This window comes from Comamonas sp. FG99, from assembly GCF_057808605.1.
Map to the genome: position 1 here is coordinate 19,653 of NZ_JBMDII010000020.1, position 24,189 is coordinate 43,841.

The following is a 24,189-nucleotide window of genomic DNA, read 5'->3' on the forward strand; positions in this document are numbered from 1 at the left end:
CGCCCCTTCAAGCACTCAATCCAGCGCGATGCCGGCCTTGGCGGCCAGCGCATTCCAGCGGGCGGCGTCGTCGCGCCAGAACTGGCGCAGCGCCGCCTGCTGCAGCAGATGGGGCTCCGCGCCCTGGGCCTGCATGGCCGAGACGATCTCGGGCGCCGCAACCGAATCGGCCAATACCTGGCGCAGCCGCTCAGCCACCGCGGCCGGCAGCCCGGCAGGCGCGGCGATGCCGAACCAGGCCGTCACGTCGAAGCCCGGCACGCCGGCCTCGATCATGGTCGGCACCTCGGGCAGGGCCGCGCTGCGCTCGCGCGCCGCGACCGCCAGCGCGCGCACCGAGCCCGCGCGGATGTGCGCCAGCGCCGCCGGCAGGTTGTCGAACATCGCATCCACCTCGCCGGCCAGCAGCGCCGTCATCGCGCCGGCCGCGCCGCGGTACGGCACATGGGTGATCTGCGCGCCGCTGATGCTCTTGTACAGCTCCATGCACAGGTGCAGCGAGGTGCCGTTGCCGTTGGAGCCGTAGTTCAGCTGCCCGGGCCTGGCCCCGGCCGCCTCGCCGAGCTGCGCCACCGTGTGCAGCGGGCTGCGTGCATGCACCAGCAGCACGTTCTGCACCCGGCCCAGCAGCGCCACCGGCTCGATCTGCCGTGGCTGGCAAGAGCGTGTTCAAAGTCTTTTCATGATGCCCGTTGCCGGGCAAAGGCCGTGGATGCAAGGCGCACGCCGCAAGCCGGGCTGGCGCCCGGCGAGGACGGGCAACGCCGCAGACGCGGCTTTTGCCCGGCAACCCTTCGGGCAAGGCAGCAAAAAGCCGCACTCGTCGTTGCCCACCTTGCCCAGGCAGTGAGCATGGGCTGCGGCGTGCGCCTAGATTGCGGCCTTTTGCTGCCTTGCGGGCACTATGAAAAGACTTTGAACACGCTCTCAGGCAGGGACTTGTAAACCGCCGGGCTGATGGTCAGCGGCGGCGAGGCCATCAGCAGCACCTGGCCATCCGCCGCCGAGCGGGCCACATCGGCCGCCCCCAGGTTGCCGCCCGCGCCCGGCTTGTTGTCTATCACCACCGGCTGCCCCAGGCTTTGCGCCAGCCGCGGCGCCAGCAGGCGCGCCATGCGGTCTATCAGCCCGCCGGGCGGAAAAGGCACCACCAGCCGTACCGGCCTTGCGGGCCAGCTCTGGCCCCGGGCCTGCGCCATGGCGGCTGCCGCCAGGCCCGCAACAATGCATTCACGTCTGAACACGACCTCGCCTCCTCATCTATGATGAATTAATTTTCATGTGATATTGTCATCATACAAATTTAAGAAGCAATTAAACCAAGGGTTTTCCCTTGCACATGATTTTAAAACAATAGCAGATAGCGCTTTAACTGCAATGAATTCGAATATATTTAATATTGAAACAAAGGTAGTACAAGCGCCAGCAGCTATGCTTTTTAGCGGCAAAGCGGCCGCGCATTCTGAGACAATGGGGCGCCCAGCCTGTCCATATCGCCCCACGCCCAGCCATGACGGTTTCCTTCTCTGCCGTTCAACCCAGCCTCAAGCTGGCCGACCAGGTCGCCCAGCAACTGGAGGCGCAGATCCGCGCCGGGCGCTTCCAGCCCGGCGAGAAGCTGCCGACCGAAGCGGTGCTGGTGCAGCAGCTGGCGGTGAGCCGCACCGTGGTGCGCGAGGCGCTGTCGCGGCTGAAGTCGCGCAACCTGATCGAGTCGCGCCAGGGCAGCGGCGTCTACGTCAGGGCGGTCGGCATCGAGCCGCTGAACTTCGACGGCCTGCCCTCCGCCAGCCAGGAGGCGGTGATCCAGATCGTCGAGGTGCGCCGCGCGCTGGAGTCCGAATTCGCCGAACTGGCCGCGCTGCGCCGCAGCCCGCAGGACCTGCAGCGCATCCGCCAGGCGATGCAGAGCCTGGCGGATGCCGTGCAGCTGGGCCGCGACGGCGTGGACGAGGACATGGCTTTCCACCGCTCCATCGCCCTGGCGGCCGGCAATCCCTTCCTGATCAGCACCTGGGACTACCTGATGCAGTTCCTGCTCAGCGCCATGCGCGTGACGCGCGCCAACGAGGCGCGGCGGCATGATTTCGCGGCCGCGGTCGACCAGGAGCACCTGCGCATCTTCGAGGCGGTTGCCGCTGGCGACGCAGCGGCGGCCCGCGCCGCCGTGGCCAGCCACATGAACAACGCGATCGCCCGCATCCGCAGCGCCGACGCCAGCTTCTGGCAGCAGGACGGCCAGCGCCTGGCGCAGGACATACTCAACCCCAGGCGCTGACGCGCCCGGCCCCGGCCGGCCCCGGCACTCCAGGCACGCCTACAAGGGTTTTTACCTATCTTTGCCGCGCCGTACAATTTGTATGATAACAATATCACATGAAAACTAATGCGCAGGCCGCGCCACGATGGCCACCGCTACAGCCACCGCCGCCGCAGTCACGGCACTTTTGCGGCACTTTTTTTCGGAGACTTTCCATGACCGCCCTTCCCATCGCGGCCGGCACCGCGCCGGCCACCGGCCAGCCCGAGCCGCTGCCAACCACGCGCGCCTATGCCAAGGTGTTCTGGCGCCTGGTACCCTTTCTGATGCTGTGCTATGTGATCGCCTACCTGGACCGCGTGAACGTGGGCTTCGCCAAGCTGCAGATGTCGCAGGACCTGGGCTTCAGCGAAACCGTGTTCGGCCTGGGCGCGGGCGTGTTCTTCATCGGCTACTTCCTCTTCGAGGTGCCCAGCAACCTGCTGATGCACAAGCTGGGCGCGCGCATCTGGATCGCGCGCATCATGCTCACCTGGGGCATGCTGTCGGCCCTGTTCATGTTCGTGGAGACGCCGACGGGCTTTTACATCCTGCGCTTCTTGCTGGGCCTGGCCGAGGCGGGTTTCTATCCCGGCGTGATCCTGTACCTGACCTACTGGTACCCGGCCCACCGGCGCGCGAAGATCGTGGCGCTGTTCATGTCGGCGATTCCGGTGGCCGGCATCTTCGGCAACCCGCTGTCGGGCTGGATCATGCAGGCCTTCCACGGCGACCATGGCCTGGCGGGCTGGCAGTGGATGTTCCTGATCGAGGCCATCCCGGCCCTGCTGATAGGCGTGGCGACCATCTTCTACCTGGACAACGGCATCGCCAGCGCCAAGTGGCTGAGCGACGAGGAAAAGCAGCTGCTGGCGCGCGAGATCGAGCACGACCAGCAGCAGGCCGGCAGCCAGCGGCATTCGCTCAAGGCGGTATTCGCCGACCGGCGCGTATGGTGGATGTGCCTGATCTACTTCGCCTTCGTCGCCGGCCAGTACGGGCTGACCTTCTGGATGCCCACGCTGATCAAGTCCACCGGCGTCACGGGCGCGCTCAATATCGGCCTGCTCAGCGCCATTCCCTTCCTGTGCGCCATCGTGGTGATGAACCTGCTGGGCCACAGCGCCGACCGCCGCCGCGAGCGCCGCTGGCACCTGATCGTGCCCGCGCTGATGGGCGCTGCAGGCTTTGCGATGACCGCCCTGTTCGCCCACAACACCGCCGCGTCGCTGGTGTTCCTGTCGCTGGCCGCTGCCGGCGTGCTGACCTGCGCCCCGCTGTTCTGGTCGCTGCCCACGGCCTTTCTCACCGGCACCGCGGCGGCCGCGGGCATCGCCATCGTCAACTCGGTGGGCAACCTGGCCGGCTTCGCCAGCCCCTACATGATCGGCTACCTCAAGGACCTGACCCAATCCACCCAGGCCGGCATGTTCGTGCTGGCCGCGGTGCTGCTGATCGGGGCCATCGCGGTGTGGCTCACGCCCGCCCGGATGGTGAATCGCTGACCGCTTCTTCAACCTCTGTCACACCGACCCCATGAAAGTACTGATCACCGGCGGCGCCGGATTCCTGGGCCAGCGCCTGGCCGCCAAGCTGCTCGAACAGGGCGGGTTGACGCTCGAAGGCCAGCGCCGCGCCATCACCCGCATCGACCTGCTGGACGTGGCGCGCAACGACGCCATCACCGATCCACGCGCGCATTCGCTGGTGGGCGACATCGCCGACCCGCAGGTGCTGCGCGGCGCCATCGCGCCGGACACGGCCGCGATCTTCCACCTGGCGGCGGTGGTCAGCGGCCAGGCCGAGGCCGATTTCGACCTGGGCATGCACATCAACCTCGACGCCTCGCGCGCGCTGCTGGACACCTGCCGCGCGCTGGGCCACCGGCCGCGCGTGGTGTTCACCAGCTCGGTGGCCGTCTATGGCGGCCAGCTGCCCGGCACCGTGATGGACGACACCGCGCTCAACCCGCAGTCCTCCTACGGCACGCAAAAAGCCATCGCCGAGCTGCTGCTGGCCGACTACACGCGGCGCGGCTTTGTCGACGGCCGCGTGCTGCGCCTGCCCACCATCAGCGTGCGGCCGGGTCAGCCCAACGCGGCCGCCTCGTCGTTTGCCAGCGGCATCATCCGGGAACCGCTCAACGGCGAGACCGCCACCTGCCCGGTGGCGCCGGGCACGCGGCTGTGGCTGCTGTCGCCCCGCCGCGCGGTCGAGGCGCTGGTGGCGGGCTGCGAGCTCGATGCCGCCGCGCTGGCCGACCGCCGCCCCATCAACCTGCCCGGCGTGTCCGTGACCGCGGGCGAGATGGTGCAGGCGCTGCGCGCGGTGGCCGGCAGCGAGGTGGCCGACCGCGTGCGCTGGCAGGCCGACGACAAGGTCGAGCGCATCGTCGGCAGCTGGCCGGGGCGCTGGGACACCACCCGCGCCGAACGGCTCGGCCTGCAGGGCGATGGCGATTTCGCCAGCATCGTCCGCGCCTACATCAGCGATGACCTGACCCCGCACCAGCCATGAAGCACAATAACTTTCCCCCCCGCGCCGTCGGCGTGATCGGCCTGGGCGCCATGGGCGCGGGCATGGCGCAAAGCCTGCGCCGCGCCGGCCACCATGTGCATGTCTACGACATCCGCCCCGAGGCGGCCCGGGGCTTCGCCGCCGCAGGCGGCACGGCCTGCGCCACGCTGGCCGAGATGGCCGCCGCCTGCGACATCGTCGTCAGCGTGGTCGTCAACGCCCAGCAGACCGAGGCCGTGCTGTTCGGCGCGGGCGGCATCGCGGCGGCGCTGCGCCCGGGCACGGTCTTCGTGATGTGTTCCACCGTGGACCCCAACTGGTCCATCGCGCTGGAAGCCCGGCTGCAGGCGCTGGGTGTGCACTACCTCGATGCGCCCATCTCGGGCGGCGCGGCCAGGGCCGCGGCCGGCCAGATGACCATGATGACGGCGGGCCGCCCCGAGGCCTACGCGGCCTGCGCGGGCGTGCTCGACGCCATGGCCGCCAAGGTCTACCGCCTGGGCGACAGCGCGGGCGCGGGTAGCAAGGTGAAGATCATCAACCAGCTGCTGGCCGGCGTGCATATCGCCGTGGCCGCCGAGGCCATGGCGCTGGGCCTGCGCGAAGGCGTCGATGCCGCCGCGCTCTACGAAGTCATCACCCACAGCGCCGGCAACAGCTGGATGTTCGAGAACCGCATGGCCCACGTGCTGGCCGGCGACTACACCCCGCTGTCGGCGGTGGACATCTTCGTCAAGGACCTGGGCCTGGTGCTGGACACCGCGCGCGCCAGCAAATTTCCGCTGCCGCTGGCCTCCACCGCCCACCAGATGTTCATGCAGGCATCGACGGCCGGCCACGGCCGCGAGGACGACAGCGCGGTGATCAAGATCTTTCCCGGCATCACGCTTCCGGAGGCGCCATGAGCATCCTGCTGGGCTGCATAGCCGACGATTTCACCGGCGCCACCGATCTGGCCAACAACCTGGTGCGCGCCGGCATGCGCGTGGTGCAGACCATAGGCGTGCCGCAGCAGCCGCTCGACGCCGAGGCGGATGCGGTGGTGGTCGCGCTCAAGTCGCGCACCATCGCGCCGGCCGAGGCGGTTGCGCAATCGCTGCAGGCGCTGCAATGGCTGCGGGGCCAGGGCCGCGATGGCCGTGCGCCGCAGATCTACTTCAAGTACTGCTCCACCTTCGACAGCACGCCGCAAGGCAACATCGGCCCCGTGGCCGAGGCTCTGATGGATGCCCTGGGCTGCGGCTTCACCATCGCCACGCCTGCCTTCCCCGACAACCAGCGCACGGTCTTCAAGGGCCACCTGTTCGTGGGCGATGTACTGCTCAGCGACAGCGGCATGCGCAACCACCCGCTCACCCCCATGGCCGATGCCAACCTGGTGCGCGTGCTGCAGGCGCAGGCACGGCGCAAGGTGGGCCTGATCGACCATGCAGCCGTGGCGGCTGGCGAAGCGGCCATCCGCGCGCGCATCGCGGCACTCCAGGCCGAGGGCGTGGGCATGGCCATCGTCGATGCCGTCTCCAACGCCGACCTGCTGCGCCTGGGCCCGGCGCTGGCCGACATGCCCCTGGTCACGGCCGGCTCGGGCGTGGCCATCGGCCTGCCCGCGAACCTCGGCATTCAGCCCACGGCCCAGGCCGCTGCCCTGCCACCCGCCACCGGCCTGCAGGCCGCGGTCTCGGGCAGTTGCTCGGTGGCCACCCATGCCCAGGTGGCGCATTTCATCGCCTCGGGCCGCCCGGCGCTGGCGCTCGATCCGCTGCGCATCGCCGCGGGCGAGGACGAAGCCGGCAAGGCCCTGGCCTGGGCCCGCCAGCACATCGCCGGCGGCCCTGTGCTCATCTACTCCACGGCCGAGACCTCGGCGGTGAAGGCCGTGCAGGGCCGGCTGGGCGTGGAGCAAGCCGGCGCCCTGGTGGAGCAGGCCATCGCCGCCATCGCCCGCGGCCTGGTCGAGATGGGCGTGCGCCAGCTCGTCGTGGCCGGCGGAGAAACCTCGGGAGCCTGCGTGCAGGCGCTGGGGATGGAACAGATGCGCATAGGCCCGCAGATAGACCCCGGCGTGCCGTGGTGCCATGCCGCTTCGCCCATGGCGCCGCAAGGCCTGCACATCGCGCTCAAGTCGGGCAACTTCGGCGACGGGGACTTCTTCACCAAAGCCTTTACCATGCTGAACCCATGAGCAGCTTCATGACGGAAAACCAGGCCCGCGACGAGATCGTGCGCGTGGGCCGCTCGCTGTTCGAGCGCGGCTATGTGCATGCCAGCGCCGGCAACATCAGCGTGCGGCTCGCGGATGGCTTTCTCATCACGCCCACCGATGCCTGCCTGGGCACGCTCGCGCCCGAGCGGCTGGCCCGGCTCGACCTGCAAGGTCGCCAGACCGGCGGCGAGCGCGCCAGCAAGACCCTGGCGCTGCACCGGCGCATCTACGAGGCCAGCGGCGCCACCGCCGCGCCCGCGCGCTGCGTGATCCACACGCACAGCACCCACCTCGTGGCCTGCTCGCTGCGCGCCAGCCCCGCCCAGGCCGAGCTGCTGCCGCCGCTCACGCCCTACTTCGTGATGAAGGTGGGCCGCGTGCCGCATATCCCCTACCACCGCCCGGGCGCGCCCGAGGCCGCCGAGGCGGTGGCCCAGGCCATCGCGCGCTATGCCGAGGCCGGCCGCCCGATACGCGCGGTGATGCTGGCGCGCCTGGGGCCCAATGTGTGGCACGACAGCCCGGCCGCCGCGATGGCCGCGCTGGAGGAGCTGGAGGAAACCGCCAGGCTCTGGCTGCTGGCCCCCGCCGGGCCGCTCACCGCGGCGCAGATCGACGAGCTGCGCCACAGCTTCCATGCCCGCTGGTAACACTGGAAAAGGACATCCGCCCCCATGCCCCGCTTTGCCGCCAACCTGTCCATGCTCTACAGCGACCTGGACTTCAGCGCCCGCTTCGCCGCCGCCGCCCGCGACGGCTTCAAGGCGGTCGAATACCTGTTCCCCTATGCCTATGCGCCGGCGCAGCTGGCCGATCTGCTGCGCGAGAACGGCCTGCAGCAGGTGCTGTTCAACGCCCCGCCCGGCGACTGGGACGCGGGCGAGCGCGGCCTGGCCTGCGTGCCGGGGCGCGAGGCAGAATTTGCCGCCGGCATCGCCCAGGCCATCGACTATGCGCTGGCCCTGGGCTGCCCGCGCATCCATGTCATGGCCGGCCTGCTGCCCGAGGCAAGCCAGGGCGCCGATGCGGCCACGGCGCACGCCACCTATGTGGCCAATGTGCGCCATGCGGCCCGGCAGGCGGCGCCGCATGGCCTGCAGATCCTGCTGGAGCCGATCAACCGCCGCGACATGCCCGGCTTCTTCCTCAGCCGCCAGGACCAGGCCCACGCGTTGCTGGCCGAGATCGGCGAGCCCAACGCCAAGGTGCAGATGGATCTGTACCACTGCCAGATCGTGGAGGGCGACCTGGCGATGAAGATCCGCCAGTACCTGCCCGGCGGCAATGTCGGCCACATCCAGATCGCCGGCGTGCCCGAGCGCCATGAACCCGATGTGGGCGAGATCAACTACCCCTACCTGTTCAAGCTGCTCGACAGCCTGGGCTGGGATGGCTGGATCGGCTGCGAATACCGGCCCGCGCGCGGTGCCGCGCCGCATGCCACCAGCGATGGGCTGGGCTGGCTCGGGCCCTGGCTGTAACAACTGCAAAAAGCAGTAAAAGACCCGCGAAAAGCGCCAGAAAAAAGGCTCCCAGCACCGTACATGCGGTGCTGGAAGCCATCTTTTCGCTGCCGGGCCCGTGGCCGGCGTACGGGCTTTACCGGCCTGCCGGCACGGTGTAGCTGTATTCGCGCAGCACGCCGCCGCCACTCACGCTGCCTTCAGCCACGGGCTGGCGCACGCGCTCCACGCAGGCGCGCTGGTCTTCCTGGGTCTTGAAGACCGAGCAGCGGGCCATCGCGTTGCGGCCATAGTCGTCGGGGTTGCCGACCCTGGTGGCCAGGCGGTCGGCATTGGCGGGCTCGCCATTGGGGCCGCTGCGGTCATGGTGGTGGCGCACCGGCGCGGGCTTCTTGGCCGGCGGTGCCGCATTGACTGCGGTGCCCGACAGCACCAGGGCTGCCGCAACAGCAACGGTTTGCGCGGAACGGATCCAGATCTTCTTCATGGCTGACCTCCTTGTTGATGCGATGAATCATACAAGCATGCGTGCCGGCATGCGACAAGCGCGTCGGCCGGGGTTTACAGGCCGCGCCAGATACGGACTACACGGCCGCGCCAAACCACTGCGACACGCCCTCGGCCATGCGCGCGAACACCGTCTCCAGCGTGGGCACCTGCGTGCCGAACAGCGCCTGCAGCACCGCCGGGCATTCGAACCAGCCGTGCATGTAGGTGCCCAGCACCGCCGGGTTGGCGCCCTGCCAGGCCAGGCCCGGCAGCAGCTCGGTGGCCGGGCTGCCGGCCTGCAATGCCTGCTCCTGCATGTCGGCGCGCAGCCGGGTGATGCCATGGTGGATCTCGTAGCCGCCGGCCTGCACGCCGGACAGCGCCGCCCACGGCGGCCGCAGCGCCGGCAGCCGCACGCGGCTGGGCCGCACCGTCTTGGCCGGATCGAACAGCGTGGCCAGCGGCAGCAGGCCCAGGCCCGCGGCATTGCCATCCACGCCATGCAGGTCGATCAGCGCCTCGCCCAGCATCTGTAGGCCGCCGCACACGCCCAGCACCCGCTTGCCGGCCTGGGCATGGGCCACGACCGCCGCATCCAGCCCCTGGGCGCGCATCCAGGCCAGGTCGGCCGCGGTGGCCTTGGAGCCCGGCAGGATCACCCAGTCGGCTGCCGCCAGCTGGGCCGGGCTGCGCGCCCAGACCAGGCGCACACCCGGCACCTGCAGCAGCGGCTGGAATTCGTCGAGGTTGCTGATGCGCGGATAGGCCACGATGGCGACCGTGGTGTGCACCGCCTGGCCCCCGCCGCTGCTGCCGCGCTCGTCGAACACGCCGTCTTCCTCGGGCAGGCCGTGCTGGAACTGCATCGGGATCGTGGCCACGGTGGGCACGCCGGTGCGCTCCTGCAGTAGCTGCGGCGCCGGCGCGAGCAAGGCGGCATCGCCACGGAACTTGTTGAGCACGAAGCCGCGGACCAGCGCCTGCTCCTCGGGCGGCAGCAGCGCCCAGGTGCCATACAGGTGTGCAAACGCGCCGCCGCGGTCGATATCGGCCACCAGCAGGCAATGCGCGCCGCAGTGGCGGGCCACGCGCATGTTGACCACGTCGCTGGCATGCAGGTTGATCTCGGCCGGCGAGCCGGCGCCCTCGATCACCACCACGTCGTTCTCGGCGCGCAGCTCGTCCAGCGCCTGCGCGATCTGCGGCCACACGCGGGCGCTGCGCCCACGCCAGGGCATGGCCGAGAGCTCCTCGCTCACCTGGCCGAACAGCACCACCTGGCTCCTGGTATCGGCCTCGGGCTTGAGCAGCAGCGGGTTCATGCGCACATCGGGCGTACAACCCGCCGCCAGCGCCTGCAGGTACTGGGCGGTGCCGATCTCGCCCCACTGGCCATCGGGCGTGGCCACCACGCGCGCGTTGTTGCTCATGTTCTGCGCCTTGAACGGCGCAACCCGCAAGCCCTGGGCCCGGTACCAGGCGCACAGCGCGGTGGCCACCCAGCTCTTGCCGGCGCCGCTGCTGGTGCCCAGCACCATCACGCACAGCGCCGGGCGCTGGCCGGGCGTGGGCCGCGGCAATCGAATCCTGTCGTTCATGTCCTAGCCCTCGATCTCTTTCCAGGCCCGCTCCAGCGCGGCCTGCGATGCGGGCGGCAGCACGCCCAGGCGCACATGGCCGGGCAGGCCGAAGCTGGCGCAGTCGCGCAGCTTGATGCCCTGCGCCCTGAGCTGCTCCAGGCGCCGCGCCAGCGCCGCGTCGGACAAGGGCATGCGCGCCACGAAGTAATTGGCCAGGTGGCCGGGCAGGACCTGCCAGCCCAACCGCTCGCACAGCGCCAGCTGCAGGCGCTTCCAGCCGCGCAGGGTCTGCAGGCTGTGCTCCAGCCACTGCTGGGCCTCGCCGCCGGCCCAGGCCTGGAGCATGGCCACGCCGTGCGCGCCCACCACCCAGGACGGCGCCAGCTCGCGCAGCGCGTCCAGCTCCGCCGGCGCCGCCAGCGCCGGCGCAATCGCGTAGGCGGCGCGCACGCCGGTCATGCCCAGCGCCTTGTTCGGCGTCCACAGCTGCCACAGGCGGTCCAGATCGCGCGGCGGCGGCCCGCCCTCCAGCCACAGTGGGCGGTAGGCGCAGTCGAGCACCGGCCAGCGCCGCGGGCCGCCGCCGGCCTCTTCGTCCGGGCACTCCTCATCCAGCCGGCCCAGCGGGCTTGATGGCTCGCACAGCCAGTGCAGCTCGCCGCGCGGCTGCGGCTGCAGCCCCCAGATGCGCGCCGCCTGCGCATAGTCGCCATAGTGGTGGCGTGGCAGCGCGACCGTGCCGGCGCCGCTGCGCGCCGCATGCTGGCTGAAGCGGTGGATCAGCTCGCTGCCGCTGCCGCCCACCAGGATGCGCCACTGCGCCACCGCATGGAAGGCCGCCAGCCGCGCGCGCAAGCCGGTGTAGAGCGGATCGGGGTACTGCGCCGCGTGCGCGGCCCGCAGCGCCGCCACGGCCGCGGGGCATGGCCCGCAGGCGTTGCGGTTGGTGGAGAAATCATGCGCCGGCACGCCCAGCGCATCGGTGCCACCGTGCATGGATTCAGCCATGCGCCCTCCAGCCCCATACCGCCAGCGCCAGCAGCGCCGCCAGCGCGCAGGCCACCTGGGCAGCGATCACATGCGCTGCCAGCCGCACCGCCCGCTGCAGATCACCGGCCGTGGGCGCGCGCCCCGGTGGATTGAGCTGGTACACGCCGGGCTTGGACAGGCGCACGCCCAGCGCCAGCGCCATCGCGCCCATGGGCCAGCCGCCATTGGGCGAAGGGGTGGTGCGGGCAGCGCGGCGCAGCGCGTGCCAGGGCAGGCCGCCGGCCAGCAGCAGCAGCCAGCAGGCGGTGAGGCGCGCGGGAATCCAGTTGAGCACATCGTCGGCCCGCGCCGCCCATTTGCCGGCCCACTGCCAGTGGCGGCGCCTGTCGCCCTCGCCGCGCCAGCCGGGATAGCCCCACATGGCGTCGGCCGTGTTGGCCAGCCGGTACAGCGCGGCGCCGGGCAGGCCGGCCACGGCAAACCAGAACAGCGGCGCGATGACCGAATCGCTCAGGTTCTCGGCCAGGCTTTCGATCGCGCTTTCGCGCACCGTGGCCGCATCGAGCTGCGCGGTGTCGCGGCTCACCAGCCAGGACAGGCGCTCGCGCCCCGCGGCCAGCGACTGCTGCAGCGCGGCTTCCACCGCCAGCACCTCGTGCCTGAGCATGCGCCACGACAGCAATGGCTTGAGCAACACGCCCATGAGCGCGCCGGCCAGCCACCAGGGCGCGCCCGGCAGCATGGACTGGAGCACGCCGTAGACAGCAAAAACCATAGCTGCCAGCACACACCAGACAATCATTCCCAATATAAATCTATTCCAATCCTTTTGCTGCTCTACGCAAGGCGCTATGTATTTTCCTGCAGCGCCAAGCAGCCGCCCCATATGGACCACCGGGTGCAACCAGGCCGGCGGCTCGCCCCAGAGGCGGTCCAGCGCCAGGGCCACGAGCAGCGCCAGCGCGGCGCACATCAACGGGCCCAGCCAGAGATGCCCGGCCCCCGGGCCATCGGTGCACAGCCGGTACAGCCAGATCAGCGGGCTGAAGGTCGAGGGCTGCAGCCCTGCGGCAAACTCCGTCATGGAGCGCGCGGCGCCTCGGTCCAGACATCGTCCATCAGCATGTCGGCCAGGGGCGCGCGGCAGGCCCATTTCTCCTGCTGCAGCATGGGCTCGGCATAGTAGGCATCGACCGGGCCCAGGCACAGCACGCCCAGTGGGTGCGCGCCCTCGGGCATGTGCAGCAGTGCCGCCAGCGCCTGCGGCTCGAAGATCGATACCCAGCCCATGCCCAGGCCCTCGGCGCGCACGGCCAGCCACAGGTTCTGGATGGCGCAGGCGGTGCTGGCGATGTCCATCTCGGGCAGGGTGCGGCGGCCGAAGATATGCGCCTCGCGCCCCGGCGGCATGGCCACCACCAGCACTTCGGCCGCATCGAGCACGCCCTGCACCTTGAGTTTCATGAAGTCTTCTTCGCGCTCGCCCAGTGCCTGGGCGGTACGCACGCGCTCTTGCTCGACCAGCGCGTGGATGGCCTGGCGCAGCGCGGGCGTTTTCACGCGGATGAAGCGCCACGGCTGCATGAAGCCCACGCTGGGCGCGTGGTGCGCGGCGCGCAGCAGGCGCAGCATCACCGCTTCGGGCACGCTGCCGCCGGCAAAGTGGCGCATGTCGCGCCGCTCGTAGATGGCGCGGTAGACGGCCGCGCGCTCGGCCTCGGTGAAAGGCGTGGCGGCGACCGTGGCGAGGTGGGGCGGGGTATCGGGCATGCTGCGATTGTGAACCTTTGCCAAGCCTGCGGGGGCGCGGCGGATCAAACGGCGTCGGCGATCCAGTCGCGCTGCGCCGCCCCGCCCTCCAGCGCCAGCAGCGCCTGCTTGCGCGGCAGGCCGCCGCCAAAGCCGGTGAGGCTGCCGTCGCTGCCGATCACGCGGTGGCAGGGCACGACGATGGAGACCTTGTTCTGCCCGTTGGCCGCCGCCACCGCGCGCGTGGCCGTGGGCCGGCCTATGGCGCGCGCCTGCTCGGCGTAGCTGCGCGTGCGGCCATAGGGAATGGCCAGCAGCGCCTGCCAGGCATCGAGCTGGAAGGGCGTGCCCACCAGGTCCAGCGGCACGCCGAAGGCCTGGCGGCGGCCGGCGAAATACTCAGCCAGCTCCAGCGCCAGCTGCCCGGTGGCGGCGTTCATGCCGGCGCGCGCCGGGCCGCCGCGCGCGGCCTCGACCTGGGCCAGCTCGCGCTCCACGCGCTGCTGGCTGTCGAATTCGAGCAGGCACAGGCCGCGCTGCGAGGCCACCGCCAGCATGCCGCCCAGCGGCGTGGGCAGATGGCAGTACAGCAAGGCCATGGATTCAGTCCTCGATGCCGCGCTGGGCCGGAATGCCGGCCTGGAAGGCATGCTTGACCAGGCGCATCTCGGTCACCGTGTCGGCCAGGTCGACGATCTCCTGCGGGCAGCGCCGGCCGGTGAGGCAGACGTGCACGTCCTTAGGCCGCGCGGCCAGCGTGTCGAGCACCTCCTGCAGCGGCAGCCAGCCGTAGATCAGCGGGTAGGTGACCTCGTCGAGCACCACGAGGAAGTACTCGCCCGACAGGATCGCCGCCTTGGCCTTTTGCCAGCCGTCGCGCGCCAGCTGGCCCGATTGCTCCAGGTCCTTGCTTTTCCAGCTGAAACCATCGCCCAGGCCCTCGACCGGCAGGCCCACCTGGTCGGCCAGGCGGTGTTCGCCAAAGCGCGCGCTGGGCACCTTCATGAACTGGAAGACCTTGACTGCCTTGCCCCGGCCGGTGGCGCGGAACGCCAGGCCGAAGGCCGCGGTGCTCTTGCCCTTGCCGTCGCCGGTGTTGACGATGACCAGGCCGCGGCGCTCGCCCTGGGGCTTGTCATAGGGTTTTTCCGTAGGGGCCTGTTCGATCTGCATTGCGTTCCATTTCCTCAAAATCTGCCTGTGCGGCGGCACGCCACTGTAACCGAGGCTGGCGCCAAAACCTGCCGCTAGCTCAGATCGATGCGCCCTTGCCCGCCGCACCACCGCGCCCGGCCGCATCGCGGTAGGCGCGCGGCGTGAGCCCGGTCAGCATCTTGAACTGGCGGGTGAAGGCGCTGTGGTCGGCATAGCCGCACTGCAGCGCGATTTCGGTGATGGGCATGCCGGTGTGCAGCAGGCGGTGCGCGTGCTCCAGCCGCACCTTGTGGATCATCTGCCGCGGCGTCAGGTGGAACACCCGCTTGCAGTAGCGCTCCAGCTGCGCCACCGACATGCCGGCGATGCGCGTCAGCTCCTCCATGCTGACCGGGCGGCTGAAGTGGCGGCGGATGTGCTCGTCCACCGCCGCCAGGCGCTGGTAGGCGGGATGGGCGCCGCTGGCCGCGGGCAGGTCGAGCGAGATGCCCATCAGGCCGATGATGGCGTCGCCGCGATCGCGGATCGGCCGCTTGTAGGTCAGGCACCAGCCGGGCTCGCGGCTGCCGAACAGGTGCAGCTCCAGCTGGTCCTGCAGCACCACGCCCTGCCGCAGCACGCGCCGGTCCTGCTCGGTATAGCCCGGCCCCAGCTGGGTGGGAAATACCTCGGCGCTGGTCTTGCCCAGCAGCGGCGCCAATTGCTTGAGCCCGCAGCGGCGCACCAGCGTGCGGTTGGCAAGAAGATAACGCGCCTGAATATCCTTTATAAATATCGCGGTGGTGGATATTTCATCCAGAATGGGCAGAAACATCAGCATGCCGGACACCACCTGCCCCATATTCTCCGGGCGGCTTGGCACATTTTCTCCATTCAGGATTTCCAACAAAGGCTGAATCATGGCCTTTCCCTCTTTGCTGCACTGCGCCCCTTTGGGCAGGCCAAATTATGCGCATGCGCCGCGCGGCGCGTCAATCTGCAGACCACCCCTTCAGCCGCGCCAGCATTGGAACTATGCCAACTTCGTCGTTCCCGGCAATAAAAAACATCAAGCGCCGCAAGGCCTGCAGGTTCAATAATTCATTCATCCACAAGCCATCAGAGAAATATCGAAAACACGCATCACCAAACCCATGGGTAATTGCGCCAATGAACTACCCACAAAACAAGGAGACAGCATGACAGGAAGAGGCAAGTTCAAAAAACAGCTCTCATTGACCGATCTTACATTTATCGGCCTTGGCGCCATATTCGGCTCGGGCTGGCTATTCGCGGCCAGCCATGTTTCGGCGATCGCGGGGCCGGCGGGCATATTCTCCTGGCTGCTGGGCGGGTTTGCGGTGCTGCTGCTGGGCATCGTCTATTGCGAGCTGGGCGCGGCCTTGCCGCGCGCCGGCGGCGTGGTGCGCTACCCGGTGTATTCGCATGGCCCGCTGCTCGGCTACCTGATGGGCTCGATCACCCTGATCGCGTTCTCCAGCCTGGTGGCGATCGAGGTGGTCGCCTCGCGCCAGTACGCGGCCGCCTGGTTCCCCGGGCTGACCCAGGCCGGCTCCAGCGAGCCCACGCTTGCCGGCTGGCTGGTGCAGTTCGGCCTGCTGTGCCTGTTCTTCCGGCTCAACTACCGCAGCGTGAAGACCTTCGCCAAGGCCAACAACCTGGTCAGCGTGTTCAAGTTCGTGGTGCCGCTGCTGGTGATCGGCGTGCTGTTCAGCTTCTTCAAGCCAGAGAATTTCACGGCTCAGGGCTTCGCCCCCTTCGGCCTCTCGGGCGTGGAGATGGCGGTGTCGGCTGGCGGCATCATCTTCGCCTACCTGGGGCTTACGCCCATCATCTCGGTGGCCAGCGAGGTGAAGAACCCGCAGCGCACCATTCCGATCGCGCTGATCCTGTCGGTGCTGCTGTCCACCGCCATCTACGTGCTGCTGCAGCTGGCTTTTCTGGGCAGCGTGCCCACCGGGATGCTGGCCCATGGCTGGGCCGGCGTCGCCAAGGAGCTGGCCCTGCCCTACCGCGACATCGCGCTGGTGCTGGGCGTGGGCTGGCTGGCCTATCTGGTGGTCGCCGATGCGGTGATCTCCCCCAGCGGCTGCGGCAACATCTACATGAATGCCACGCCGCGCGTGGTCTATGGCTGGGCGCAGAGCGGCACCTTCTTCAAGATATTCACCCGCATCGATGAAGCCTCGGGCATCCCGCGTCCGGCGCTGTGGCTGACCTTCGCGCTGTCGGTCTTCTGGACCCTGCCCTTCCCTTCGTGGGAGGCGCTGATCAACGTGGTCTCGGCCGCCCTGGTGCTGAGCTATGCGGTGGCGCCGATATCGGTGGCCGCGCTGCGCCGCAACGCACCCGGCATGCCCCGGCCGTTTCGGGTGCGCTGGATGGGCGTGCTCGGTCCGCTGTCCTTCATCATCGCCGCGCTGATCGTGTACTGGTCGGGCTGGAACACCGTGTCCTGGCTGCTGGGCCTGCAGATCCTGATGTTCGCGCTGTACCTGCTGTGCGGCCGGTTCGTGCCGACCGCCCACCTGGGCCTGCGCCAGCAGGTGCGCTGCTCGGCCTGGCTGATCGGCTTCTACGCCATCACCATCGCGCTGTCCTGGATTGGCAGCTTCGGCGGCCTGGGTCTGCTCGCGCATCCCTTCGACACGCTGGCGGTGGCGGCCTGCGCGCTGGGCATCTACCACTGGGGCGCGGCAACGGGCGTGCCCGCCCGGCAGCTGCAGCTGGACGAAGACGATGAAAGCGAGGCCGTGGCCGACGGCGCCATGCTCGGCGTGCGCGCCGCGCCCCAGGCCTGCGCCTAGCCCCCTCAAGCAACGAGCATATGAAACACATCCACATCATCGACTCCCATACCGGCGGCGAGCCCACGCGCCTGGTGATGAAGGGCTTTCCCGAGCTGGCGGGCGCCACCATGGCCGACAAGCGCGATGCGCTGCGCGCGCAGCACGACCATTGGCGCCGCGCCTGCCTGCTCGAACCGCGCGGCAGCGAGGTGCTGGTGGGCGCGCTGTACTGCGCGCCGCTATCGCCCGACGCCACCTGCGGCGTGATCTTCTTCAACAACGCCGGCTACCTGGGCATGTGCGGCCACGGCACCATCGGCCTGGTCGCCTCGCTGCGGTATCTGGGGCGGATCGGCCCGGGCGTGCACAAGATCGACACTCCCGTCGGCCCGGTCCATGCCACGCTGCACGAAGACGGCGCGGTGACCGTCGCCAACGTGCCCGCCTACCGCTACCGCCGGCAGGTGCCGCTCGAAGTGCCCGGCCACGGCCGCGTATACGGCGACATCGCCTGGGGCGGCAACTGGTTCTTCCTGGTCTCCGAGCATGGCCAGGATCTCCAGCTGGCCAACACGGCGGCCCTGACCGCTTTCACCTGGGCCATGCTCCAGGCCCTGGAGGCCCAGGGCATACGCGGCGAAGGCGGCGCCCCGATCGACCACATCGAGCTGTTCGGCGACGACGCGCAGGCCGACAGCCGCAACTTCGTCTTGTGCCCGGGCAAGGCCTACGACCGCTCGCCCTGCGGCACCGGCACCAGCGCCAAGCTGGCCTGCCTGGCCGCCGACGGCAAGCTCGCCCCCGGAGCCATCTGGACCCAGGCCAGCATCACCGGCAGCCAATTCCAGGCCCGCTACGAGCCGCTGGGCGAGCGCATTCGCCCCTTCATCACCGGCCGCGCCTACATGAGCGCCGACAGCACCCTGCTGATCGACGAGCAAGACCCCTTCGCGTGGGGCATCTGAGCCCGCGCCCTGTTTTCTTCCAGCCATCCAACCAGGAGCCACCATGAGCAACAACATCTTCACCGGCTGCATCCCCGCGCTGATGACCCCCTGCACCGCCGAGCGCAAGCCCGACTTCAATGCCCTGGTAGCCAAGGGCCGCCAGCTGGTCGATATCGGCATGAGCGCGGTCGTGTACTGCGGCTCCATGGGCGACTGGCCGCTGCTAACCGAAAGCCAGCGCCAAGAAGGCGTGGCCCGCCTGGTCGATGCCGGCATTCCCACCATCGTCGGCACCGGCGCGGTCAACACCCGCGAAGCCGTCTCGCACGCGGCGCACGCCGCCAAGGTGGGCGCCCATGGGCTGATGGTGATTCCGCGCGTGCTCTCGCGCGGTGCCTCGCCGGTGGCGCAGAAGGCGCACTTCTGCGCCATCCTGCAGGCCGCCAGCGCACTGCCGGCCGTGATCTACAACAGCCCCTACTATGGCTTCGCCACCCGCGCCGACCTGTTCTTCGCGCTGCGCCGCGAATTCCCCAACCTGATCGGCTTCAAGGAATTCGGCGGCGCCGCCGACCTGCGCTACGCGGCCGAGAACATCAGCTCGCAGGACGATGCCATCACCCTCATGGTCGGCGTGGACACCCAGGTGGTGCATGGCTTCGTCAACTGCAACGCCACCGGCTGCATCACCGGCATCGGCAATGCCCTGCCGCGCGAAGTGCTGCAACTGGTGGCGCTGAGCAAGCAGGCCGCCAAGGGCGATGCCCGCGCGCGCCGCCTGGCCCACGAGCTGGAGAGCGCACTGGCCGTGCTCTCGTCCTTCGACGAAGGCTGCGACCTGGTGCTGTACTACAAGCACCTGATGGTGCTCAACGGCGACAAGGAGTACACCCTGCACTTCAACGAGAGCGATGCCCTGAGCGAAGCCCAGCGCCGCTACGCCGAGCAGCAATACGCGCTGTTCCGCCAGTGGTACGCCCAGTGGTCGGCCGAGCACCAGCTCGCCTGAGCCGGCGGCCAGCAGCAGGCATGATGCCCGCCCGATCCGAAACCAGCGCCGAGCCCGAGCCGGCGGATATCGCCGTGGTTGGCGCCGGCATCATCGGCGTGGCCTGCGCCCTCGCGCTGGCCCGCCAGGGCCAGCGGGTGGTGCTCATCGACGGCCAGGGGCCGGGCATGGGCGCCTCATACGGCAATGCCGGCCACCTGGCGACCGAGCAGGTGTTTCCCATCGCCGAGCCCACCATCCTGAAGCGGCTACCCGCCATGCTCATGGACCCCATGGGTCCGCTGCGCCTGGACTGGAAATACCTGCCGCATGCCCTGCCCTGGTTCACCCGCCTGCTGCTGAACCTGCGCCCCGCACCTTTTCAGCGCACGGTGGCGGGCCTGCGCCAGCTCAACGCCAACAGCCTCGCTGCCTGGCAGCGCCTGCTGCAATCCATAGGCCATGCCGAACTGCTGCGCCAGCAAGGCTCCCTGCTGGTATTCGAGCAGGCCCATTCGCGCCCGGCCATCGAGGCGCTGCGCGCGCGCCTGCTGCGGCAGCAGGTCGCCGTCGACTGCTGGGATGCCCCGCTGCTGCGCAGCGCGGCGCCGCAGCTGAGCGCGCAGCTGCTTGGCGGCCTGTTCTTTCCCGAGACCGGCCACTTCATCGATCCCCATCAAGTGGTGCGCCACCTGGCCGAGGCCGCCCAGGCCAGCGGCGTGCGCCTGCTGCGCCAGCAGGTGCTGGCAGGGCGCCGGCATGCGGACGGGGTAATGCTGAGCACGCAGCAAGGCCCGCTGCACGCCCGCCGCGTGCTGATTGCCTGTGGCGCCCATTCCGCCAGGCTCACCGCGCAGCTGACCGGAGTCAAGGTGCCGCTGGACACCGAGCGCGGCTACCACCTGATGCTGCCGCGCGAGCACGGGCGGCTGCCATTCGCGGTGACCTCGCTGGAGCGCAAGTTCATCATGACGCCCATGGCCGGCGGGCTGCGGCTGGCGGGCACCGTCGAGTTCGCCGGCCTGCACCGCCCGCCGAACCTGGAGCGCGCCTGGCAGCTGCACCGCCTCAGCCAGGGCTTGTTCCACACGGCGCTCAATGCCGACGGCGCCAGCCCCTGGATGGGCTTTCGCCCCTCGCTACCCGATTCGCTGCCGGTGATCGACCAGACCTGCGACGGCCGGGTACTGCTCGCCTTTGGCCACCAGCACCTGGGCCTCACCCAGGCCGCGATCACCGCCGAATGGATGGCACAGCTGGCCGCGCCGCAGGCTTCGCAGTCGAGCATGCCCGATCTCTCGGCCTATCGGCTGGGCCGCTTCTAAGCGGCGCGGCCGCGCATCAGAGGCTTGATGCGTTTGCCCGCTCAGGAGGAGCCAGCTTCTTGGCCGCCACACCCCGCCGCTCTGGCGTCGATGGGGCGGGCGGCTCCACGGGGTACTGCTTTCGTTCGTAGGCCTCAATCCGCGAGACAAGCGCATCAAATGCCGCACCTTCTTCGGTATTCGGATCAAGCTCGGTTGCCGCATCAAAGCATGCTTCCGCCGCCTTCAAAGCAGCTTGATAGTCAGCCTCTGTGCGAATCGGCTTGAGTTGGAGTTTCATGCTTTGTGGCTCCACGGTTTCCACATCGATCCGGTCGTACTCCTGGTGGGTACCGACGAACTTGAGGTCGGCCATGGGCATCACCGCCCTCCCCCCAGCCTGGGCACCGCCAGCCATTGCCCGTCGAGCTGGCGCACCTGGATGCGGTGCCCGAACACCGCCTCCAGCGCCGCATGGGTGGCGGGGTCGGCGCAGGCGCCATGGTGCACCGCCTGGCCGGCCTGCAGGATCAGCAGGTCGTCGGCCTGCAGCGCCACCGACAGCTCGTGCAGCACGCTGACCACGGTGGTGCCCTGGGCCACCAGCTCGCGCACGATGAGCATCCAGTCGGCCTGGTGCGGCGGATCGAGGTTGGCCAGCGGCTCGTCCATCAGCAGCACCCGGGCCTGCACCGCCAGCGCGCGGGCCAGCAGCACGCGCTGGCGCTCGCCGCCCGAGAGCTCGGCCAGCGGGCGGTGGCGCCAGTCCCAGGCCTGGGTGGCCTGCAGGCTGCGGCGCACCACCGCATGGTCTTCGTCGCTGGGCGAGGCCAGCCAGGCCTGGTGCGGCAGACGGCCCAGCATGGCCACGTCGTAGCTGGTCAGCTCGTCGGTGGCGGTTTCGTTCTGGCCCAGCCAGGCGAGCGTGCGCGCGCGCTGCTGGCGCGGCCAGCGCTGCAGCGGCTTGCCCTGCAGCTGCACCCCGCCCTGCAGCGACTGCGCCGGCCACAAGCCGCACAACACCTTGAGCAGCGAGGACTTGCCCGCGCCATTGGGGCCGACGATGCTGGTCCAGCGCCCCGCGCCAAAGCGCACGCTGATGCCGCGCAATATGGGCCGCTGGTGCACGCTGGCACTGAGCTGCTCTGCGCTCAAGGCGATCTCGGAAGCGATCTCGGTCATGGCATCCTCGCCGAACGCCGGTGCATGCGCCACAGCAGGTAGGTTCCGCCCAGCGCCGCGGTGAGCACGCCCACCGGCAGCTCCTGCGGCGCGATCAGCCAGCGCGCCAGGATGTCGGCGGCCAGCAGCAGCACGCCGCCCATGCCGCTGGCCAGCACCGTGCTGCGGCCGTGGCCCACGCGCACCAGGCTGCGCACCAGGTGCGGCGCGGCCAGGCCGACGAAGGCGATCAGCCCGGTCTGCGCCACCGAGGTGCCGGTGGCCAGCGCCAGCACCAGCACCAGGCCGTAGCGCAGGGGCGCCAGCGGCAGGCCCAGGCTTTGCGCGGTGGCCTCGCCCAGCGTCAGCCCATCGAGCACACGCGAGAAGGCCCAGGCCGCCAGCGAGCACAGCAGCCATACGGCCAGCATCAGCAGGCAGCCGTCCCAGCCCACGAAGGCCGAGGTGCCGAGCACGAAGCTCTGCATGGCCTGCAGGATGTCGGGGTGGCGGATCTCGATCAGGTCGCGCACCGCGCCCAGCACCACGCCAACGATGACGCCCGCCAGCAGCAGGCGCAGCGTGTTCTGTACCTGGCCGGCCAGCGTTACCGTGAGCAGCACCGCGGCCGCCGCGCCGGCAAAGGCCACGCCGGTCATGCCCAGGCGGTGCCAGATATCCAGGCCGGTGAGCGCCGAGCCCATGGCCACCAGGCCGATGGCGCTGCCCAGCGCCGCGCCAGAGGCGCTGCCCAGCAGGTAGGGGTCGGCCAGCGGGTTGCGGAACAGCCCTTGCGCCACCGCGCCCGCCAGCCCGAGCAGCGCGCCGGCCAGCCAGGCGCCGGCCGAGCGCGGCAGGCGGATGTCGGTCACGATCTGCCAGGCCACCGGGTCTGCGCGCATGCGCAGCACGCTTTCCCAGCCGGTGCTGCCCACGCTGGCGCCCACCGCCAGCAGCAGCACGGTCAGCAGCGCCAGCGCGAGCGCCAGCCAGCGGCTGCGGGCCAGGGCTGGGCCCCGGTCGTGCAGTGCGCTCACTTGCGGGGGCCCAGCTTGTTCGCCAGGCAGGCCGCCATCAGCCGCGCGGCCTCGGCCATGCGCGGGCCGGGGCGCACGATGATGTCCGCCTCTTCCTGCGGGAAGATGCATACGCGCCCGGCCTTGACCGCGGCCAGCCGCTCCCAGCCCGGGTACGAGGTGGCCACCTGCATGCTGCGGCTGCCCATCATGATCACGTCGGGGTTGGCGCGCAGCAGGAACTCGGGGCTCAGGCGCGGAAACGGCCCCAGCTCGGCCGGCACCACGTTGCGCACGCCCAGGCGCGCCAGCGTCTCGCCGATGAAGGACTGCGGCCCCGCCGCATACGGCCCGCGGCTCACCTCGAAATACACGCGCGCATCTTTCGCCGCCGCGGGCATGGCCTGCGCCGCCGCGTCCACGCCGGCATTGATCTCGCGCCACACCTGCTGCGCATCGGCCTCGGGCACGCCCAGCAGCCGGGCCAGCCGCAGCAGCGACTGGTGGATGCCGTTTTGCGCATTGACCTCGGTGACCACCACGGTAAGGCCCAATGCTTCGAGCCGGGCGGCCACCTTGACCGCGGCGGCGCGCGACAGCAGCACCACCTCGGGCCGGGCCGCCACGATCGCCTCGACGTTCGGGTCCACCCCGCCGCCCAGCACCGGCAGCCGGCGCACCGCTTCGGGCCAGTTCGAATAGCGGTCCACGCCCACCAGCCGGTCGCACAGCTGCAGCGCGCAGACGCTTTCGGTCAGCGAGGGCACCATGCTCACGATGCGCCGTGGAGTCTGGGGCAGCTGTATGGCGCGGCCGCGGTCGTCGGTGATGGCCTGGGGCGGCACGAGCTGCACCGCGCCGGCCGACGCCGCCGCCGCGCCGGCCAGCGTGCCATGCAGCAGCAGTGCCGCGGCACAGCGCGCCAGCAGGCGCTTGAAGACAGAGTTTTTCATTTCAATTGCAAAGGCAGCCCCGCCGCCATCAAAGTCACCCGGTTGCACACCGCCGCGACACGCTGGTTCAGCGTGCCCAGCGCGTCGACAAAGGCCCGCACCTCGGCGCCCAGCGGAATCACCCCCAGGCCAATCTCGTTGCTCACCAGCACCACCGGCCCGCGCGCCTGCTGCAGCGCCTGCAAGAAAAGCGCCTGCTGTTCGCGCCATGCCTGTGCGGCAGGCGTATTCTGCGGCAAATCCCCTGGCGCCGGCATCAACCAGTTGGTGAGCCACAGCGTGAGGCAGTCGACCACCAGCAGGCGCTGCGGCTCGCTGTGCGCTGCCAGCGCCGCGGCCAGCGCGCGCGGCTCTTCGACGGTGCGCATGCCCGGCACGCGCTCGACGCGGTCGCGCTGGTGGCGGGCGATGCGCGCGCGCATCTCACTATCCCAGGCGGTGGCGGTGGCCAGCAGCACGGCCTCGTGGTCCGGCTGCCGGGCGAGCCATTGCGCCGCCAGCAGTTCGGCCTGGCGCGATTTGCCGCTTTTCTGCCCGCCCAGCAGCAGGGCGCGCAGGCCGGGGGTGATCGTGGTGTCCATGGCCG

The 24,189-nt window shown here is 69.9% G+C and carries 25 protein-coding genes and 1 pseudogene; 11 read left to right on the plus strand and 15 right to left on the minus strand.

What is annotated here, in order from left to right; genetic code table 11:
• Positions 1–15: 15 nt before the first annotated feature.
• A complete protein-coding gene (locus ACODRX_RS14595; protein ID WP_488872318.1) occupies positions 16–645 on the minus strand; it encodes a Bug family tripartite tricarboxylate transporter substrate binding protein in 630 nt (209 codons plus the stop codon).
• 257 nt (positions 646–902) lie between these two features.
• Entirely contained in the window at positions 903–1,244 is a 342-nt protein-coding gene (locus tag ACODRX_RS14600) for a tripartite tricarboxylate transporter substrate-binding protein (RefSeq protein WP_488872248.1), read from the minus strand.
• Between the two features lie 266 nt (positions 1,245–1,510).
• Between ACODRX_RS14600 and ACODRX_RS14605 the strand changes: the two genes are divergently transcribed.
• From ACODRX_RS14605 to otnI, 7 genes are all read left to right on the plus strand, one after another.
• Entirely contained in the window at positions 1,511–2,278 is a 768-nt protein-coding gene (locus tag ACODRX_RS14605; protein ID WP_488872249.1) for a FadR/GntR family transcriptional regulator, read from the plus strand.
• 197 nt (positions 2,279–2,475) lie between these two features.
• Positions 2,476–3,804, plus strand: coding sequence for an MFS transporter (locus ACODRX_RS14610; protein ID WP_488872250.1), 1,329 nt, complete (start codon positions 2,476–2,478; stop codon positions 3,802–3,804).
• Between the two features lie 31 nt (positions 3,805–3,835).
• Positions 3,836–4,816, plus strand: coding sequence for a D-erythronate dehydrogenase (gene denD / locus ACODRX_RS14615; RefSeq protein WP_488872251.1), 981 nt, complete (start codon positions 3,836–3,838; stop codon positions 4,814–4,816).
• A complete protein-coding gene (gene ltnD, locus ACODRX_RS14620) occupies positions 4,813–5,721 on the plus strand; it encodes an L-threonate dehydrogenase (RefSeq protein ID WP_488872252.1) in 909 nt (302 codons plus the stop codon). The genes denD and ltnD overlap by 4 nt, the downstream gene beginning before the upstream one ends.
• A complete protein-coding gene (gene otnK / locus ACODRX_RS14625; protein ID WP_488872253.1) occupies positions 5,718–6,998 on the plus strand; it encodes a 3-oxo-tetronate kinase in 1,281 nt (426 codons plus the stop codon). Before ltnD ends, otnK begins: the two co-directional genes overlap by 4 nt.
• Before the next feature lie 8 nt (positions 6,999–7,006).
• Positions 7,007–7,669, plus strand: a complete 663-nt coding sequence (locus ACODRX_RS14630; protein WP_488872254.1) for a class II aldolase/adducin family protein — start codon at positions 7,007–7,009, stop codon at positions 7,667–7,669.
• A 24-nt stretch (positions 7,670–7,693) separates the two neighbouring features.
• A complete protein-coding gene (otnI, locus tag ACODRX_RS14635) occupies positions 7,694–8,500 on the plus strand; it encodes a 2-oxo-tetronate isomerase (RefSeq protein ID WP_488872255.1) in 807 nt (268 codons plus the stop codon).
• Positions 8,501–8,618: 118 nt separating this feature from the next.
• Here the strand turns inward: otnI and ACODRX_RS14640 are convergent, their stop codons facing one another.
• From ACODRX_RS14640 to ACODRX_RS14675, 8 genes are all read right to left on the minus strand, one after another.
• Positions 8,619–8,969: a hypothetical protein gene (locus ACODRX_RS14640; RefSeq protein ID WP_488872256.1), complete on the minus strand. Its 351-nt coding sequence runs from the start codon at positions 8,967–8,969 to the stop codon at positions 8,619–8,621.
• Between the two features lie 97 nt (positions 8,970–9,066).
• Positions 9,067–10,569, minus strand: a complete 1,503-nt coding sequence (locus ACODRX_RS14645) for a cobyric acid synthase (protein WP_488872257.1) — start codon at positions 10,567–10,569, stop codon at positions 9,067–9,069.
• 3 nt (positions 10,570–10,572) lie between these two features.
• The gene (locus ACODRX_RS14650) at positions 10,573–11,559 is read right to left on the minus strand and encodes an aminotransferase class I/II-fold pyridoxal phosphate-dependent enzyme (RefSeq protein ID WP_488872258.1); all 987 of its coding nucleotides are present in this window, start codon (positions 11,557–11,559) and stop codon (positions 10,573–10,575) included.
• Positions 11,552–12,625, minus strand: a complete 1,074-nt coding sequence (gene cbiB / locus ACODRX_RS14655) for an adenosylcobinamide-phosphate synthase CbiB (protein ID WP_488872259.1) — start codon at positions 12,623–12,625, stop codon at positions 11,552–11,554. The genes ACODRX_RS14650 and cbiB overlap by 8 nt, the downstream gene beginning before the upstream one ends.
• Positions 12,622–13,311 carry a 5,6-dimethylbenzimidazole synthase gene (gene bluB, locus ACODRX_RS14660; RefSeq protein WP_488872260.1) on the minus strand — a complete coding sequence of 230 codons (690 nt, stop codon included), beginning with the start codon at positions 13,309–13,311 and terminating at the stop codon, positions 12,622–12,624. The genes cbiB and bluB overlap by 4 nt, the downstream gene beginning before the upstream one ends.
• 44 nt (positions 13,312–13,355) lie before the next feature.
• Positions 13,356–13,889: a methylated-DNA--[protein]-cysteine S-methyltransferase gene (locus tag ACODRX_RS14665; RefSeq protein WP_488872261.1), complete on the minus strand. Its 534-nt coding sequence runs from the start codon at positions 13,887–13,889 to the stop codon at positions 13,356–13,358.
• Between the two features lie 4 nt (positions 13,890–13,893).
• Positions 13,894–14,463: a cob(I)yrinic acid a,c-diamide adenosyltransferase gene (gene cobO, locus ACODRX_RS14670; RefSeq protein ID WP_488872262.1), complete on the minus strand. Its 570-nt coding sequence runs from the start codon at positions 14,461–14,463 to the stop codon at positions 13,894–13,896.
• Positions 14,464–14,542: 79 nt separating this feature from the next.
• Positions 14,543–15,265 (minus strand): PAS domain-containing protein, encoded by a 723-nt coding sequence (locus ACODRX_RS14675; RefSeq protein WP_488872263.1) that lies wholly within the window; start codon positions 15,263–15,265, stop codon positions 14,543–14,545.
• Positions 15,266–15,578: 313 nt separating this feature from the next.
• On the opposite strand from ACODRX_RS14675, the pseudogene ACODRX_RS14680 reads away from it, so the two are divergent.
• The 4 genes and pseudogenes from ACODRX_RS14680 to ACODRX_RS14695 form a co-directional block, all read left to right on the plus strand.
• Positions 15,579–17,186: pseudogene (locus tag ACODRX_RS14680) on the plus strand (APC family permease); the annotation flags it as partial.
• Positions 17,187–17,272: 86 nt separating this feature from the next.
• The gene (locus ACODRX_RS14685) at positions 17,273–18,199 is read left to right on the plus strand and encodes a 4-hydroxyproline epimerase (protein WP_488872264.1); all 927 of its coding nucleotides are present in this window, start codon (positions 17,273–17,275) and stop codon (positions 18,197–18,199) included.
• Between the two features lie 43 nt (positions 18,200–18,242).
• Positions 18,243–19,190: a dihydrodipicolinate synthase family protein gene (locus tag ACODRX_RS14690; RefSeq protein ID WP_488872265.1), complete on the plus strand. Its 948-nt coding sequence runs from the start codon at positions 18,243–18,245 to the stop codon at positions 19,188–19,190.
• 20 nt (positions 19,191–19,210) lie between these two features.
• The gene (locus ACODRX_RS14695) at positions 19,211–20,494 is read left to right on the plus strand and encodes an NAD(P)/FAD-dependent oxidoreductase (protein ID WP_488872266.1); all 1,284 of its coding nucleotides are present in this window, start codon (positions 19,211–19,213) and stop codon (positions 20,492–20,494) included.
• 16 nt (positions 20,495–20,510) lie between these two features.
• Here ACODRX_RS14695 and ACODRX_RS14700 read toward each other — a convergent pair whose 3' ends face one another.
• The 5 genes from ACODRX_RS14700 to ACODRX_RS14720 are packed head-to-tail and all read right to left on the minus strand — an operon-like array spanning position 20,511 to position 24,184.
• The gene (locus ACODRX_RS14700) at positions 20,511–20,849 is read right to left on the minus strand and encodes a hypothetical protein (RefSeq protein WP_488872267.1); all 339 of its coding nucleotides are present in this window, start codon (positions 20,847–20,849) and stop codon (positions 20,511–20,513) included.
• 5 nt (positions 20,850–20,854) lie between these two features.
• A complete protein-coding gene (locus tag ACODRX_RS14705; RefSeq protein WP_488872268.1) occupies positions 20,855–21,655 on the minus strand; it encodes an ABC transporter ATP-binding protein in 801 nt (266 codons plus the stop codon).
• Positions 21,652–22,623 carry a FecCD family ABC transporter permease gene (locus ACODRX_RS14710; RefSeq protein ID WP_488872319.1) on the minus strand — a complete coding sequence of 324 codons (972 nt, stop codon included), beginning with the start codon at positions 22,621–22,623 and terminating at the stop codon, positions 21,652–21,654. Before ACODRX_RS14710 ends, ACODRX_RS14705 begins: the two co-directional genes overlap by 4 nt.
• Before the next feature lie 44 nt (positions 22,624–22,667).
• Entirely contained in the window at positions 22,668–23,603 is a 936-nt protein-coding gene (locus ACODRX_RS14715) for an ABC transporter substrate-binding protein (protein WP_488872269.1), read from the minus strand.
• Positions 23,600–24,184 (minus strand): bifunctional adenosylcobinamide kinase/adenosylcobinamide-phosphate guanylyltransferase, encoded by a 585-nt coding sequence (locus ACODRX_RS14720; protein ID WP_488872320.1) that lies wholly within the window; start codon positions 24,182–24,184, stop codon positions 23,600–23,602. Before ACODRX_RS14720 ends, ACODRX_RS14715 begins: the two co-directional genes overlap by 4 nt.
• Positions 24,185–24,189 lie beyond the last annotated feature (5 nt).

Coding starts and splice junctions, on each gene's coding strand:
- denD (WP_488872251.1), top strand. CDS start 3,836: ATGAAAGTACTGATCACCGGCGGCGCCGGATTCCTGGGCCAGCGCCTG.
- ACODRX_RS14605 (WP_488872249.1), top strand. CDS start 1,511: ATGACGGTTTCCTTCTCTGCCGTTCAACCCAGCCTCAAGCTGGCCGAC.
- cbiB (WP_488872259.1), bottom strand. CDS start 12,625: ATGACGGAGTTTGCCGCAGGGCTGCAGCCCTCGACCTTCAGCCCGCTG.
- ACODRX_RS14720 (WP_488872320.1), bottom strand. CDS start 24,184: ATGGACACCACGATCACCCCCGGCCTGCGCGCCCTGCTGCTGGGCGGG.
- ltnD (WP_488872252.1), top strand. CDS start 4,813: ATGAAGCACAATAACTTTCCCCCCCGCGCCGTCGGCGTGATCGGCCTG.
- ACODRX_RS14705 (WP_488872268.1), bottom strand. CDS start 21,655: ATGACCGAGATCGCTTCCGAGATCGCCTTGAGCGCAGAGCAGCTCAGT.
- ACODRX_RS14690 (WP_488872265.1), top strand. CDS start 18,243: ATGAGCAACAACATCTTCACCGGCTGCATCCCCGCGCTGATGACCCCC.
- ACODRX_RS14700 (WP_488872267.1), bottom strand. CDS start 20,849: ATGGCCGACCTCAAGTTCGTCGGTACCCACCAGGAGTACGACCGGATC.
- ACODRX_RS14715 (WP_488872269.1), bottom strand. CDS start 23,603: ATGAAAAACTCTGTCTTCAAGCGCCTGCTGGCGCGCTGTGCCGCGGCA.
- cobO (WP_488872262.1), bottom strand. CDS start 14,463: ATGCAGATCGAACAGGCCCCTACGGAAAAACCCTATGACAAGCCCCAG.
- ACODRX_RS14685 (WP_488872264.1), top strand. CDS start 17,273: ATGAAACACATCCACATCATCGACTCCCATACCGGCGGCGAGCCCACG.
- bluB (WP_488872260.1), bottom strand. CDS start 13,311: ATGCCCGATACCCCGCCCCACCTCGCCACGGTCGCCGCCACGCCTTTC.
- ACODRX_RS14675 (WP_488872263.1), bottom strand. CDS start 15,265: ATGCTGATGTTTCTGCCCATTCTGGATGAAATATCCACCACCGCGATA.
- ACODRX_RS14650 (WP_488872258.1), bottom strand. CDS start 11,559: ATGGCTGAATCCATGCACGGTGGCACCGATGCGCTGGGCGTGCCGGCG.
- ACODRX_RS14645 (WP_488872257.1), bottom strand. CDS start 10,569: ATGAACGACAGGATTCGATTGCCGCGGCCCACGCCCGGCCAGCGCCCG.
- ACODRX_RS14695 (WP_488872266.1), top strand. CDS start 19,211: ATGATGCCCGCCCGATCCGAAACCAGCGCCGAGCCCGAGCCGGCGGAT.
- otnI (WP_488872255.1), top strand. CDS start 7,694: ATGCCCCGCTTTGCCGCCAACCTGTCCATGCTCTACAGCGACCTGGAC.
- ACODRX_RS14610 (WP_488872250.1), top strand. CDS start 2,476: ATGACCGCCCTTCCCATCGCGGCCGGCACCGCGCCGGCCACCGGCCAG.
- ACODRX_RS14640 (WP_488872256.1), bottom strand. CDS start 8,969: ATGAAGAAGATCTGGATCCGTTCCGCGCAAACCGTTGCTGTTGCGGCA.
- ACODRX_RS14630 (WP_488872254.1), top strand. CDS start 7,007: ATGACGGAAAACCAGGCCCGCGACGAGATCGTGCGCGTGGGCCGCTCG.
- otnK (WP_488872253.1), top strand. CDS start 5,718: ATGAGCATCCTGCTGGGCTGCATAGCCGACGATTTCACCGGCGCCACC.
- ACODRX_RS14665 (WP_488872261.1), bottom strand. CDS start 13,889: ATGGCCTTGCTGTACTGCCATCTGCCCACGCCGCTGGGCGGCATGCTG.